Genomic DNA, 12,285 nt, shown 5'->3' on the forward strand with positions numbered 1-12,285 from the left:
GGCCCGGTCCGGGCGAGTGCGCTGAGCACGGGGTAGGTCAGCTCGTCCACCGCCTCGCCCATGCCTTCGGTCAGCTTCCTGTGCAGCTGCGTGCGGGTGGTGCGCCGCAGCAGGACGCCCAGCGCGTCCGCGATCTCGTGTCCCACTTCTTTCTCCACTCCCCAACAATAGCGTGCGCAGCGCACGCATTTGGTGCTACGGTCAAGGAGAAGCGTGCGCGACGCACGCATCTTCGGTTCGTTCCAATCGAAAGGAAGTCACATGACCCGCACCAGCATCGAGGCCGCCCTGACCGACCTGCTCTTCAACGGCGACCTCACCCTGCAGGAGGCAGCCGACCGCCACTTCGCCCCGGAGTACCGCCAGCGCACCGACGGGGAGTGGGCGGACCGCACCGAGTTCCTGGAGCACATCACTCACCTGCGCACCCTCGTCGCCGACGGCCATGTCGAGGTCCACGAGGAGCTGTACGACGGCAGCAGGTACGCCGACCGGCACACCGCCCACATCACGAAGAAGGACGGCACGAGCGTGCGCATGGAGGTGTACGTGTTCGCCGACCTGGCAGCTGACGGCCGGTTCAGCCGCATCGAGGAGACCACCCTGATGCTCCAGGGCTCCAGCGCCGACCGCACTATCGGCAGCGCCCGCTAGCGGCTCAGCGCTCGTGGTGGGACGGGAGGACCTGTGCGAGCCACTTGGGGTCAGCACCTGCCGCGACCAGTCGCTCATACTCATGGTCGGTGTCACGGCCGGCGCGGGCCCGCCGGAAGTGGATCCCGATCTCGCCGCGACGGCCTCCGCCCGTGTCGAGGGTGTACCAGCAGTTGCGCTCTATTCCCTTGTCGCAGTCGCAGGGCTTGCACACGCAGTGCTGGCGAGTGGCTCGGAGCGGCACGACGAGGTCGACGACCGACCTGACACCTCCTCCTTTCCCTCCGGCCATACCACGGCCGCTGTCGCGTTCACTGCCGGCGCCGCGCCCGCATGGCCGGCCGGGGGTGTCGCGTGTGCGGTGCCTGCGGCCGCGGTGGCCGTTGAGCGGATACAGTCCGGCGCCCCTTACCCCAGCGACATCGCCGCAGGCGCGGTCATCAGCCTGCTCAGCGCCTGGCTCACCCGCCGAGCCCCCGCCCTGCTGCGGTGCGGGCTGTAGCGCTGCGTTCTCGCGGGCCTTCTCGGGGCTGACGAGCGTGGTCTTCGGGTCGTGGGGCTGCACCCGGATTTTCAGCGCCGCCAGGCTGCGGGCGAGATCGTCGGCGATGTTGAGCAAGCCCACCAGGCTCAGGTCGCCGCGCTGGCGGGGCGGGGGCAGTTCGTCGGGGTAGCTGTCGAGCGGTTCCAGCGGTTCGTGCAGGTCGGTCAAGGTTCCTCCCGTGCCGGGTGCCAACCTCCCGCTCGATCCGGCTTCCTGGGGCTCGCGGGTGAAGTCACAGATCGGCCACGCCCTGGCCGGTTGCCATCCCTCACCGGTCATGGCCTGCTCCCCTGCCGTGGTCGGACTGGTTCGTGTGGTGCTGCTGCTGGTCGGCGGGCTTGAACACGTCGGCAGGCAGCTCGGGCTTCGGCCGGGCCTCGAAGGCACGGCGACGGGCGTTGGCTGTGCGGGTGAAGGCGGCAAGCCGTTCCAGGTTCTCCGGGGTGTGCAGCCACGTCGCCGGGTGGGTCGTACGGCCTCCCAGGTACTCCCCGGGCATTGCGGCCTGCTGATGGGCCTGAACGGCGGCGGCCCGCTGCGCCGGGGTGAGCGCGGCATCCCGGCCCGGATGGCCGACGGCGTGCGGCGGGTCTGACGCCTAATCGTGGTGGTCTTCCGTGTGCCCGGCGGCTGACGCGGTCGCGGCCGGGGCGTCGTCCTGTGCGGCAGCGGGCGGGGTACGGGCGGCGCGGATCGCGTTCTGCACGGCGAGGCTGGCGACCCGGGCCCGCTCGTACCGGCTCGACTCGCGGGGAGGCTTGCCGTCGGCGCCGGCGATCCACCAGGGTTCGGGCTCGGTGAAGTCGGCTTTGCGGTCCTGCCCGGCTGCTCGACGGTCATCGACCGAGAGGAGGCAGCGGTGCGCGTGCGACTCGCTGGACAATGCCTGAGACTGTAGCGGACCCGGTGCGGCGGACTGCTCGGCGTCCTGTTAGACCCGGCGTCGCTCCACCATGATCTGTTCGTGGCGGCCGGCACTGACGCTGTCGCTCCGACTGCGGCGGCCAGATGTCACGGACGGATGATGCCCTCCAGCACCATACGTCGTGGCGGCCTCGGGGAGTTTGTCCGCCGTGGGCTGCGCTGCCCTCTGGCCGGCTCGGCTGCGCAGGACCAGGCGCATCGGTGATGAACCGTCGTGGGCCGTTTCCGCATGCGGCATCTGAGTAGAGCCGGAGGTCGCAGCCGGGCCGTCGGGCGAGGCCGCCGTCTTCCTGCGCCGCCGACGGGCGGCGGCGCTGAACAACCTGGAACGCGGTGGGCGCCCCCAGGGAAAGGGAGGTTCGGTCTGCCTGGAATATTTGACCGACTCCTCCCCCAGACTCACTACCAGAACGAGAACGAGCAGGATCAGCGGGATGACTACGGCGAATATCAATGCTTGCTCCAGCGCCGGCGGATTCGAGTCGACTCCACATCACGACGGTGCCCTTGCGGCGACGGACAGACAGCGCGCGATACGTCTGGCCTTTGAACCGAGCAACAGCGGTGTCTCGTCGGCGCGGGCTCTTCCTGCTCACGTGTGGGCCGGGGCCTCCAGCGTCTCAGGGCACCAGCGCCAGCACGTCCCGTAGTTAGCCCGATCGGGTCGCTCCCAGCGGATGGAACGCGCAGGAAAGGAGCCCGACCGGTCGAGTGTCCGGCGCGCCGCCCCCGAAGGGGACCACTGGATCCGCTGCGTGCTCGCGCAGAGCCGCTACGGAACTCTGCCTCCTGGCCGACGGCGAGGGAGGAGCACCACCTCCCCCACTCACCAACCCACCCTCGCCGGCATCGGCCGAGCGGGAGACATCCGGCACCGAGGGTGACCACCGTGACCCCGCTGCCGCACCCGTCACCCCCCTCACCGAGTCGGACGGCCACCCGGAAGACGAGCCGCCGCTGCCAGGCCGGACTGCCCTCTTCAGCTCGACCGGTCCGGCGTATCGGTAACTCCGCCCCCGCGCACTCACTTTGAGCCAACCTAGAGCACTTCCGACACACGCCTACAGGTCGAACTCGAGGTGCTCGATGTCGGTGAAGCGGACTTCCTCCAGCTGGCCGGCGCGGCGGCCGTTGTCCTGGAAGTACACCTCCTTGAGTCCTTCGGCGGCGATCTGCTGCAGCTGCTGGTCGCCGGCGCCCGCCTGCTGGGCGTCGAAGAGGCGGGCGGCGTAGTGGGGCGGGAGGGCGACGGTCAGGTGCCGGAGGCGGTCTTCGTCGGTGGAGCCGATCGGCGCGGTGTAGCCGATACGGGCCCGGGTGTCGATGACGATGCCGCCGGTGGTCGCGGCCTGCCGGCGGGCCCTGGCGCGGATCTGCGGCTGCCATCTGTTCTTGACTTCGCGCTCCAGGCGGGCGGCGAGGTCGGGGCGGGGTTTCTTGATCTGGTTCTTCACGTACCGTTCGACGGTGCGCTGGGAGATCCGCAGCATCTGGGCGACCGCCTTGGTGCCCTTGAGCTGCTTGACCAGGTACCGCATCTGCGCACCCGCGCTCTTGGGTGCCGGGCGGGTGAACGCCTTGTGCACCGCGGCTTCCAGGCCGTCCCCGAACAGGCTCATCGTCGCCTTCTCCTACTCGCCGCTGTCGACGTCGGTGACCGTGCCGTCCTTGATGTAGCGGGCGAGGTTGAGCTCCGGGGCGTTGAACCGCTCGCGGACCTCCTCGCCCCACAGGACGTCCTGGGTGCCTTCGTGCTTGACCAGGCCGGGGTTGATGCCGAGCTTGAAGCCGCCGGGCAGCGGCTTGCCCTCCCGGTAGGGCAGGAAGTCCAGCGGGCTCGGCCCGTGCGAGGCGTAGACGACGCAGTCGGACAGGATCGCGACCGGGTACTGGCCGGTGAACGCCGCATGCTTGACGATCTTGCGGTGCAGGTTGATGCGGGTGCGGGAGATGACCGCCGCGCGGATGTCCGGCCGCCAGGTCGGGCGGGACAGGGCGCGCCACGGCTCGCCGGGCCGCCAGCCCTCACCACGCGGGCGCTCACGCAGCTTGCCCAGGCCGCCCTTGACCGTGGCCTTGATCGCCGAGACGACGATCGCCAGGTCCGGATCGCGCTGCTTGTAGCCGTCCATCGCCGCCAGGAAGTCAGCCGGCTCCATGTCCGCGTGCACGCCGAGGTCGGCCATCGTGGCGAGGAAGGCGTTACGCAGCTGGTTATACCAGCCGTCCAGGTAGCGGCCGTTGTCGTAGCGGACGTACGCCTCCAGCGGGCGCACCTCGTAGCCCAGCTCCGCCGCGTACGCCACGGTGGGCGTGGCGTACCAGGCCGGCCCCGTGGGGTGGTCGCCCTTCGGCGTGAACGGGGAGGGCAGCAGGCTGCCGTCCAGCTCCACCCACTCCTTGCCGACCTTCACCCGTGACAGGTCGACGTGGGACAGGTCCACCAGCCACGAGCCGGGCAGCTTCGGGTCGAAGACCGGGTTGTCGACGTGGGTGGGTGCGCCGAGGCCGACGGTCAGGCCGTTGGCACCGGCGGCGAACGCCATGTTCACGTCGATGCCGACCAGGTACCGCAAGGTGCACTCGGCATCGGTCATCGGCCGTGCCCAGTCGTACGCCTCCTCGAACAGCTTCTCGCCGGGGCCGCGGACATGGAAGCGGGGCAGGTCCTTGAGGACCGGGTGGCCGTCGGGGGCCTCACACGGCGCCGGGTCAACCGGGTCCTTGCCCAGGCTGCCGGGGTTGTGCTCGGAGTGCCGCTTACCGTCGGCGTCGGGCTCGGAGGCACGGGTCGGCGGGTGCAGCGCGGTCATCAGCTCCAGGCCCGTCACGGCCGTGGAGCCGCGCGGCGTCATCACCCGCGACGCGAACACGCCCAGGACGCGGGCCAGTTCGGCCGGCGGGAGCTGCCCGGCCTTGCCCCAGTGCCGGGAGCCGAGCGCGTTCCAGGAGGGGATGCACAGCTGCACGCAGGCCCGCTCCGAGCCGGTGGCGGGACGGTAGATTCGCGCCCACGGACCGAGACCGCGCTTGGTGAGCTTCCAGTCGGCGCGGGCGAGCTGTTTGACGACCTTGTGGTTCTCCGGGATCCGCCCGGCGAGGCGCTCCTCGTCGGTGAGGGTGACCGGCAGGCCGTAGCGCTGCAGCGCGGCCTCGGTCAGGACGAGCAGCGGATCGGCGTCCTTGCCCGGCCCGGACAGCCTCGGCTGGCCCAGCTTGCCCTCGGTGAGCGTCCACTCCACCAGGGACGGCAGGGACTTGGCGGGCACCTCCAGAACCAGGCCGCCGGTGCAGTGCGCCAGCACCTGCCCGTCCGCGTCGACATCCACGACCGCCAGCGGACCGTTCTCGAACCGCGGATCGCTGCCGCCCGCCGGAGTGCCGACCGGAGCCGCCTTCTTCGTACCCGGGCGGCGCGACGTCGTCGTGCTCCTGGTGGTGCGGGCCGGGCCCGAGGCGGCGGCCGGAGCAGCGGCGACAGGGGCAGGGGTCTGGGTGTTCTCGGTTGCAGCCATGTCCGCAGCGGACGTGTCCCTCACCGGCAGGGCCCGTGGTTCCGGCGCGGGAGCGGCCTGACCGGTGAACGCGGCCGGCACCGCGGCGTCGGAGACGGACGCGGCCGCGTCGGCCGGGGCGGGGTAGAGCTCCGCAAGCTTGTCCAGCAGCCGAGCGTAGGCGTCGCGCTCCGGCGGGCGGGGCTCGGTCTTGCCGGCCTCCCAGCCGGACACCGTCGCCCGACGCACCTTCAACGCGGTGGCCACCTCGTCGATCGTCAGACCGTGCGCCGCACGCAGCCGCTTACGCTCCGCCGGCGGCGGCAGCTTGGCGCGGGACGCGACCAGCGCATCCACCGCGTCGAACAACTCGGACTCGGGCATGGAGCACCTCCTGGGCGACACTCTACCCCATGAAACGTACGAATAGCGTGTGTTTGGCGTACGAACTGCGTACGATGCGCGTTCGAGGGTGGAACCAGCGTGCGGCGCCCCTGCTGAGCAAGGGTGCCGCGGTCAGGCTGGATGGCTGGTCAGTCCGACGGGAAGAGGTGATGTGTCTCCGCATTGGTTCGCCACCGGCCGTTGGCGGCGGCAAGGCTCGACACGGGCCGGACATACGTGTCGTAGACGAAGGTCGGGCCGTCCTTCTTCCGCAGCTTCCAGTTCCCGCCGGGCAGCACGCCGCGCACCTGCGGTTTCCTCGTACCGCTCGGAGCAGATCGCCCGGGAGAACCCGGAGCTGCTGGCCTACTCTCAGACCGCCTGACGCAGGTCAGGGACGGCCGCACCCCACCGAGGGGTGCGGCCCCTTGACATGTCCGGAGTCCGTGACTCTGTAAGTACGGAACTGCCGGACTATCGGGGCCCGGTTCCACGGCCGTCCGCACACCGCACACGCCGACCGGACGGCGGCCGCGAGTGCCCGACAGCGCCGACTGCCGGGGGGGAGCGCGCACCTCGTCGCCGGGCGAGCGGGTCAGCTGCTCGCGTACACCCTGTCGCGCGTGCGCCAAGCGATGACTGGCTGCGTACGCGAGCAGCGATGTCGTTTCGAGGTGAGATCGGGAGTCGCACGCTCGCGCGAATCCCCAGCGCCTGTAGCAGTCCCGACCAGGGGAACGTGTCCCAACTCGAAGGGACCGCACGCGTCTTCAGCAAGTCCCTCTTCGCGTCGTACACGCAAGCCCTGGAAGGGCTGCGGGCCACGCTCGACCCGGCATCCTGCACCTGCCAGGCCGGAGCCCACCCCACGGACGTGGACGAGGAATACGGCGTCGAGGCCGGGGTGAGCATGCTGTCCGAGGCCGGCCGTGCCGTGTTCGCCGAGGAGTACGGGCTGGAGGGCGAGGATCTGGCGGCGTTCGACTGCGAGGCGTTCCTCGCCGGCCTCGCCGACGGGGCCGCCGCCCGCATGCGCGAGGCCCACGAGGCAGTGTGGACGTCTCCCATTTCGACGCGCGGTTCCTCCGGGACGACGGCGGGATCGACATCGTCGCCCTGCAGGAGGCGATCCGGCGTTCCTGGGAGGACAACACCGGCCCCGTCGCGCTGTGGTCCGCCCGCCGCTGGCTGGCCGGGCAGGTGCGCGACGAGGAACGGATCGGCCTGTTCCTGTCCCTGTGGATGGGCATCGCCCAGACCTACGACGGCCTGCCCCCCTCGTACGTCCGCGACCTGGTCGCGGCCCTGGACACCATCGGCCCGGACGCCTCGTGCGAGCACCCCCGGCACCCCTGGTCCGCGACCACGCACACGGACTCCCGGTATGAGGCCGTGGTGCATCTGTACGCGCCCGAGGACTACCCGGACACTCCGGTGCCCGCCGAGCTCTCGGCCCGCGAACTGTGGGAATGCCCGGCGCACTACGCCGAGCTGGCACGCGGTGCGCGGGAGGTCGTCCAGCAGCGGCGTCACATGCGCGGCGGCGAGGAGGAGGACTGGTAGGTCCTGGTGCGGGCCGCCCCCGCGGTCCCCGGCACTCACCCGCGTGGTCCGCACGAGTCGTGGTGATGCCGGGAGCGGCACAGGATCGGACGCAGTTCCCCGTGTTCCGCCGTCCCGCGTAGTAGACGTGCGCAGGATGACCACCACCTCAGAACGACCGCGGCCACATCCCCCTCGCCGGACCTCGACCGCACGATGGGGAAGTCGACTAAGCCACCTGGATCTGAAGCACTCCGAACAACGGCGCTGCTCCGGCGGGACTGGAGCCGTGTGGGGGCGGTGAAGAGCAGGGCGCGGTAGCCGTCGAACTTCTCTGGAACACCAGACGGCCCGGCAGCGCGCCAGACGCAGGCACCGTGTCACGGGCCTGCGCCAGCATGTCTTGCACCGCGCATGGTCTTCTCGCACGTATGACGGTGCCCCACATCGCAGGGCTTCGGCGTAGCCGACGGGCGCCCGTTTTGTGATCATGCGAGGCCGAGGAGTGCGAGGGGTCGGCGGGCATCGCGTGCGTTGCGACGGAGGCCGGCGGCGATGTGCTCAACGCCGTTCAGCCGAAGGGCGCCGACGGCGAGGTTGCGCCAGGTCGCCATCGCACGGGGTGCGTTGCCGGTCCGCAACTGGGAGGCATCCTCAGCGAAGGTGGTGTCGCGGACGTGGCGCAGGGCCTCGATCTTCCAGTGGTCGCGGATCATTCTCGCGAGTTCGACGGGGGTGGCCTGCTCAGCGGTCAGGCTGGTGACCGCGCCAAGCCGCAGCTGCGGCCGATTTCACCGACCTCGTGGCAGACCAGACACGCACCCTGGGCGCCGACCACCCAGAGACCCAGTCCTGCCGGTACCACCTCGCCGACTGGCGGGGCGCGGCGGGGAACCCGGACGCGGCGGTAGCCGATTTCACCGACCTTGCGGAGAGCGAGACGCGTACGTTCGGCCCCAATCACCCCAGCACCCTCGATGCCCGGTACCGCCTCGCCGTCTGGCGATGGCAGGCGGGGGACAAGGCCATGGCGGTAGCCGACCTCACTACTGAAGTTGATTGGGCGATGTCGGGTCATTCGCCTGACAGTGGGCTCTAGCGCAGGCATGTCGTCGCCAGCGATGATGTGCGACATGTTCGGAAGGTTGCGCGACAAGCGCGGTGAGCGTGACAGCCAGCGGACTCCGGTGCTGCCGTCGGATACCGTCCTGATCGTCGAACGGCCCTCCGGTGTGGTCGAAGGTTCCTGCTCGCAGCAGGTCGAGGTCTGGTACGTCCACTGCGCGACGCGCCGCGTCGGCGCCGGGACGACTTCGAGCCGTATTTCGTCGCCCGCTGTGCGTGCGAATGGCTCGGTACAGCGTATGACGCGCAGATTACGGGCGCGCTGGCGGCCGCGTCGGCGGAGGCCTTCGGTCACGGTCGAGCCGTCGTGTCGAATGTGGTGCGGATGCTGGACTAAAAGGGTGTTGCACAAGGCCGTGATCAAGCAGCCGGAAGCGAGAGGCCGGGCTTGTCGGGTCATGCGGCGAGGGCGAGGTTGTGCATGCGGGCCACGGCCTGGACCGCAAACTGTCCCTTGGAGTTGGGGCCGGACCGCAGGATCGCAAAGTCTAGATCATCCGCTTTGGCGGGCCCTTGCGACAAATAGCGGCCATCTATCCATATTTTACCGCTCTTTATGGGGAAGATCCCGTAGGGAGCGATGCCGCGGCCCTGATGGCTGGGGTCCGGTTTCCAGCCGGGCGCGAAGGCCAGCGATTTGAACCGGTCGTTGTCGTTGAGGCAGTGAGCTGCCGTGATGATGAGGGACTCGGTCGGCGAGGACACGGAGGACGCCGAGCAGAACTCGTCTCGCTTGCCGGGATCCGACTGCGGGTCGTCGTCATCGTTGATGAGAAAGACACCTGCTGTCGCAACGCCCCTGTTGTCATAAGCGGAGGACGCTCGCATGAGCTTGTCCAGCGTGGGAGGGGCCTTGGTGCGGCCGCCTTCAGCGGCGGGGCCCTTGCGAAGGTCAACGGGCACCGCGTTGGCGATGCGCTCAGGCGTCCAGTAGGCCTCTGCAGCCTTGGCCTCGGCGATCTCTTCGGGCGTCGCCCGAAGCGGGTCCTTCTTTTGCCGTGTGTCCGTCTTTGTCGGATCGACCGTACGAGGCGGGACTGCCGGAGGGGGCGGGCTGGTCGCCGATCGGGACGCCTTTGACGGCATCCCGGTCTGCGCGGGCACGGGTAAAGCAGAATCACTTACGACTCCTAACAAAAGGCGGCTTGTGGATCTCCGGGAGTGACGGCGTGTCAGTTTTCGTTGGTGCTGACCGAAGGGGGTGCGAGCCAGTCGAGACCCGGAAGACCGCTGCCAGGCCCTGGGAGATCGAAGACGAGTTGTGGGCGCGCATCGAGCCGCTACTGCCGGTCGTCCCGCGCAATCCCGCGGCGTCCAGGTCGTAAGCGTCTGGATAGTCGCAAGGTGCTGTGCGGGATCCTGTTCGTGCTGTACACCGGGATCCGCTGGGAGTTTCTGCCCCAGGAGCTGGGTTTCGGCTCGGGGATGACCTGCTGGCGACGGCTGCGGGACTGGAATGAGGCCGGGGTCTGGCAGCGCCTGCACGAGCTGCTGCTCTGCGAGCTGCGGGCCGCAGACCTGCTGGACTTCTCCCGGGCTGCGGTCGACTCCAGCCACATCCGCGCGATGAAGGGCGGGCCGACTACCGGTCCGTCCCCGGTGGACCGGGGCAAGACCGGCAGCAAGCACCACCTGATCGTCGAGGCGCACGGCATCCCGCTCGCGACGATCACCACCGGCGGTAACCGCAACGACGTCACCCAACTGATCCCGCTGATCCAGGCCGTCCCGCCGATCCGCGGCAAGCGCGGCCGGCCACTGCGCCGCCCCAAGCACCTCTACGCCGACCGTGGCTATGACCACGAGGTCTACCGGGACAAGGTTCGCCGGTTCCAGATCACCCCGCACATCGCCCGGCGCGGCGTCGGGCACGGCTCCGGCCTGGGCGTCTACCGCTGGGTCGTGGAAGGGGCGATCGCGCTGCTGCACTGGTTCCGGCGCCTGCGTACCCGCTGGGAGATCCGCGATGACATCCACCATGCGTTCGTCACCCTCGGCTGCGCCGTCATCTGCTGGCGACGACTGCGCACCGCACTTTACTGGGAGTGAGGGCAGGCGATGTGCTTGAGGAGATGGCCTGCTCGATGCGTCAGAACGCACTCGTACCAGTCGAGCCCGCACAGCCTCACAGCCGGGATTTCGGTACGTCGACCTCACATCGTTCGCCGGGCCCGCTCGCACGCCGCGTCGCGGCCCAGTTCGTACTCGAAGCGTGCCGGCTCGGTGTTTCGAGTCAGCGGTGGTCGACGTAGGCGACGAGCCCGCCGACGGTCAGGCCCAGCGCGCATCCGCGGCGGAAGGATTCGTGGCGCATGCCCGGAGTGTGCTGGGCGTCGGTCATCGCGTACGGTGCGCGGATCCCCAGTTCCACGCCGCACAGGCATACGACGTATCCGTGACGCAGGGCGGCGGCCTGCCACTCGGGGTCGTGCGGGACCCAGGTGCGGGAGTAGAGCTCACCGTCGGGCGTCCGCAGTTCCAGCCGGGAGTAGGTGTATCCGAGGCGCTGCGCCAGTTTTGGCTGTTCATCGGGTATCTCGTGCAGCTCCCATCCGGGGATCGAGGGCAGATCGCAGAAGACCTCGGGCGGTAGGCGCCTCATGCCGAACAGGATGGCGCCTTCGAGCTGCGGTTCCTCGGGTATCTCGTCGAGCGAGGCTCCCTTCGGCACGACGTACCCGAAGTGGCCCACGCCCACGGCATGCCTGAACTCGAAGAGGGCAGTGGGCATGCGGGGTGTCTGTGCGGGATCGATGGTGATTGTGCCTTTCGCAGTCTCCAGGCCCCCCAGCACGCACTCGAGCTGCAGCGCGGGGTCGTCGCAGAACAGGATCTGCCCGAGGTCGTCGACCTGTTCGAACTGATACCAGCTCATCTCCTGCAGCCCTTCGGTTGGTTGCGGTTCCGCGTCCGCGAAGCAGACGACTCAATGTTGAACCATCCTATTGAAGGATCGTTGAACAATCCAGGAGCAAAGAGCGTCCAGCCGTGACTGCCGCGCATTCATGCTCACCCTCACCTTCGGCTGTACCGGTGCCGGAGCAGACGGTAGAGCCTGAGCACGGCGCTGGGCGAATGGCTCAGTGACAACCCTGCGACCGTGATGGGTGACGAAAAACGTGGGTGGGGCCACCCCCCCGCCGACGAGGGGTGGCCCCACCGTGCTGACGCCTGGCTGTGCGTCAGTTCATGCCGCAGGTGCGGCTAGGCAGTGTCCCGTGGATCTCCGCATGAGGTAATTGATCAATGAGCTACTTCATGTACGACGTCATGGGCGGGACGGTCGACGAACCTGATCCGGAGATGATGAGGCGAGTGCTCGACGGTCTGGTACAGGCCGATGACGAGCACCCCGATGTCTCACTCACCCATGAGAGCGGGTGGTCCCTCAGCGCCTTCGGCGACGGTCTGCTGGTCTGGGAGAACCCGGACGAGGACTCGATGGCTCCCGGGGAGATACGCGATGTCTCCCGCGAGGAGGTTCTCCGGCTCTTCGGACTGCTGGCGGCGGGTGATATTGCATCGGTTGAGGCGCTCTCCTGGCAGAGGTGACCGGCCCGAGCGTCAGGCCCGGACCCAGAGGAAGATGGCTGCGACTTGAAGTGCCGCGAGGTAGTG

13 protein-coding genes and 1 pseudogene are annotated in these 12,285 nt (G+C 69.2%); 6 read left to right on the forward strand and 8 right to left on the reverse strand.

Annotated features, from left to right (window positions below; all coding sequences use genetic code 11):
- Positions 1-158, reverse strand: a pseudogene (locus ACF1GV_RS41985) (MarR family transcriptional regulator); the annotation flags it as partial.
- 103 nt (positions 159-261) lie between these two features.
- On the opposite strand from ACF1GV_RS41985, the gene ACF1GV_RS41990 reads away from it, so the two are divergent.
- From ACF1GV_RS41990 to ACF1GV_RS42000, 3 genes are all read left to right on the forward strand, one after another.
- The gene (locus ACF1GV_RS41990; RefSeq protein WP_391692354.1) at positions 262-654 is read left to right on the forward strand and encodes a nuclear transport factor 2 family protein; all 393 of its coding nucleotides are present in this window, start codon (positions 262-264) and stop codon (positions 652-654) included.
- Positions 655-736: 82 nt separating this feature from the next.
- The gene (locus ACF1GV_RS41995; RefSeq protein ID WP_391692356.1) at positions 737-1,156 is read left to right on the forward strand and encodes a phosphatase PAP2 family protein; all 420 of its coding nucleotides are present in this window, start codon (positions 737-739) and stop codon (positions 1,154-1,156) included.
- Between the two features lie 220 nt (positions 1,157-1,376).
- The gene (locus ACF1GV_RS42000) at positions 1,377-1,793 is read left to right on the forward strand and encodes a hypothetical protein (RefSeq protein WP_391692358.1); all 417 of its coding nucleotides are present in this window, start codon (positions 1,377-1,379) and stop codon (positions 1,791-1,793) included.
- A 3-nt stretch (positions 1,794-1,796) separates the two neighbouring features.
- On the opposite strand, the gene ACF1GV_RS42005 is transcribed toward ACF1GV_RS42000, so the two are convergent.
- The 4 genes from ACF1GV_RS42005 to ACF1GV_RS42020 all read right to left on the reverse strand — a co-directional run bounded on the left by ACF1GV_RS42005 (position 1,797) and on the right by ACF1GV_RS42020 (position 6,308).
- Positions 1,797-2,081 (reverse strand): hypothetical protein, encoded by a 285-nt coding sequence (locus tag ACF1GV_RS42005; protein ID WP_391692360.1) that lies wholly within the window; start codon positions 2,079-2,081, stop codon positions 1,797-1,799.
- A gap of 1,102 nt (positions 2,082-3,183) precedes the next feature.
- On the reverse strand, positions 3,184-3,741 hold the full coding sequence (gene tpg, locus ACF1GV_RS42010; protein ID WP_391692362.1) for a telomere-protecting terminal protein Tpg: 558 nt from the start codon (positions 3,739-3,741) through the stop codon (positions 3,184-3,186).
- Positions 3,742-3,753: 12 nt separating this feature from the next.
- Entirely contained in the window at positions 3,754-6,000 is a 2,247-nt protein-coding gene (gene tap / locus ACF1GV_RS42015; RefSeq protein WP_391692364.1) for a telomere-associated protein Tap, read from the reverse strand.
- 149 nt (positions 6,001-6,149) lie between these two features.
- Positions 6,150-6,308, reverse strand: coding sequence for a hypothetical protein (locus tag ACF1GV_RS42020; RefSeq protein WP_391692366.1), 159 nt, complete (start codon positions 6,306-6,308; stop codon positions 6,150-6,152).
- A gap of 745 nt (positions 6,309-7,053) precedes the next feature.
- Here ACF1GV_RS42020 and ACF1GV_RS42025 point away from each other — a divergent pair.
- The gene (locus ACF1GV_RS42025) at positions 7,054-7,563 is read left to right on the forward strand and encodes a hypothetical protein (protein WP_391692368.1); all 510 of its coding nucleotides are present in this window, start codon (positions 7,054-7,056) and stop codon (positions 7,561-7,563) included.
- 467 nt (positions 7,564-8,030) lie between these two features.
- On the opposite strand, the gene ACF1GV_RS42030 is transcribed toward ACF1GV_RS42025, so the two are convergent.
- The gene (locus ACF1GV_RS42030) at positions 8,031-8,258 is read right to left on the reverse strand and encodes a hypothetical protein (protein ID WP_391692378.1); all 228 of its coding nucleotides are present in this window, start codon (positions 8,256-8,258) and stop codon (positions 8,031-8,033) included.
- A gap of 805 nt (positions 8,259-9,063) precedes the next feature.
- Positions 9,064-9,771, reverse strand: coding sequence for a hypothetical protein (locus ACF1GV_RS42035; protein ID WP_391692370.1), 708 nt, complete (start codon positions 9,769-9,771; stop codon positions 9,064-9,066).
- 143 nt (positions 9,772-9,914) lie between these two features.
- Here ACF1GV_RS42035 and ACF1GV_RS42040 point away from each other — a divergent pair.
- A protein-coding gene (locus ACF1GV_RS42040; RefSeq protein ID WP_391692376.1) for an IS5 family transposase occupies positions 9,915-10,716 on the forward strand; the annotation gives its coding sequence in 2 pieces (ribosomal slippage) (positions 9,915-9,971 and positions 9,973-10,716; 801 coding nt in all).
- A gap of 184 nt (positions 10,717-10,900) precedes the next feature.
- On the opposite strand, the gene ACF1GV_RS42045 is transcribed toward ACF1GV_RS42040, so the two are convergent.
- A complete protein-coding gene (locus tag ACF1GV_RS42045; protein WP_391692372.1) occupies positions 10,901-11,542 on the reverse strand; it encodes a hypothetical protein in 642 nt (213 codons plus the stop codon).
- A gap of 371 nt (positions 11,543-11,913) precedes the next feature.
- On the opposite strand from ACF1GV_RS42045, the gene ACF1GV_RS42050 reads away from it, so the two are divergent.
- A complete protein-coding gene (locus tag ACF1GV_RS42050; protein ID WP_391692374.1) occupies positions 11,914-12,219 on the forward strand; it encodes a hypothetical protein in 306 nt (101 codons plus the stop codon).
- Positions 12,220-12,285 lie beyond the last annotated feature (66 nt).

This window comes from Streptomyces sp. NPDC014006, assembly GCF_043088925.1.
Taxonomy (GTDB): Bacteria; Actinomycetota; Actinomycetes; order Streptomycetales; family Streptomycetaceae; genus Streptomyces.